Origin of the sequence: Acinetobacter sp. YH16052 (assembly GCF_013417155.1) — a bacterium.
Lineage (GTDB): Bacteria > Pseudomonadota > Gammaproteobacteria > Pseudomonadales > Moraxellaceae > Acinetobacter.
Genome location: NZ_VPEO01000194.1, coordinates 1 through 1102, shown reverse-complemented (window position 1 = coordinate 1102; position 1102 = coordinate 1). Strand labels below are relative to the sequence as shown.

The window sequence follows — 1102 nt, the reverse complement described above, 5'->3', positions numbered from 1 at the left end:
TATATATAGCATTTAGCAGTGATGCACACTGATTTTAGCCCTTTATGGCTATTGGAAACAATAGAATTGGGTGTAATTTATTGCAATTTATTGCATACAGTTGCATAAACTGGCATAAACCGCCGTATATAGAGTGAAAATTGGTGCACAACAATAGGATGTGCATCTAATGGTTAATGCAAAAGAAAGTTTAAACAACCAAGCTGGGGAGGTTGCCCCATATCAGTCTTGCTACCCACGAGATAAAAACATTGTGGGGAGTAAGTTTATTGCTGCAGAAACAGGCTTACATATTCGCCAAGTGCAGCGCCTTGCTAAAAAAGGGGAAATTCCAAATACTCAAAAATTTGGAAAGTACTATGGCTGGGAATATAGCGATATCAAAAGCTATATTGATGATGCCAAAAACAAGGACGTAAAGAAAAACCAACTGAATGCATCGAATGACCCTGCGTATTGATCCGCGGGGTTTTTGCGTTCTTATGTGCGAGAAAAATGGAAGCTTAAAGAAATTTAAGATATTAAAAATGAGAAAAGCCCCGCTACTTTAAACCGTCCAAAGTCTTAGTAGCAGGGCCCGAATCTGGAACTGATTATAACATGTCGTTTAAAACCGTCCACAACTTTTTATCTGATCTTGGTTACGATACCTCAAGGCTGCCTAGCGTTCTGGCAGTGGAAAGAGAATATCGTATCCCGTCACGAGGAAAAAAAGCCTCCAATAAATCTACATCCGTTAGATTACGTTTAGATGGCACTTACGCCTACTTCGACCATGCCACAGGTGCAAGTGGTGTATTTAACCCAGAACGGGATAACAACAAAGCGCCAACCGCAGAGGAATTGGCAGAGCTACGCCGTAAAGCGGAACAGGTAAGGCAGAAGGAACAGCGCCTTAAGCTTGATAGCTATGCTGCTAAAAAGATTGAGGCACAGCAGATATGGGATAAGGCAAAGTCTTGCGATAGTCACCCATATTTACAAAGCAACCCAAAAACGGCGTGGATCAAGCCAGTAGGCGCGAGAACACTTGAATCAGTATCAACTGCAGGCCGCCAGTACTTCAAAAACCCGTTAATCATCCCATTGCATGATGTGAACA

The 1102-nt window shown here is 42.0% G+C and carries 1 protein-coding gene and 1 pseudogene; both read left to right on the top strand.

Translation table 11 applies throughout. From position 1 onward, the window contains the following. Positions 1–169: 169 nt before the first annotated feature. Positions 170–460, top strand: coding sequence for a hypothetical protein (locus FTV42_RS17260; protein WP_179995642.1), 291 nt, complete (start codon positions 170–172; stop codon positions 458–460). 140 nt (positions 461–600) lie between these two features. Further along, positions 601–1102 (top strand): annotated as a pseudogene (locus tag FTV42_RS17255) (hypothetical protein); the annotation flags it as partial.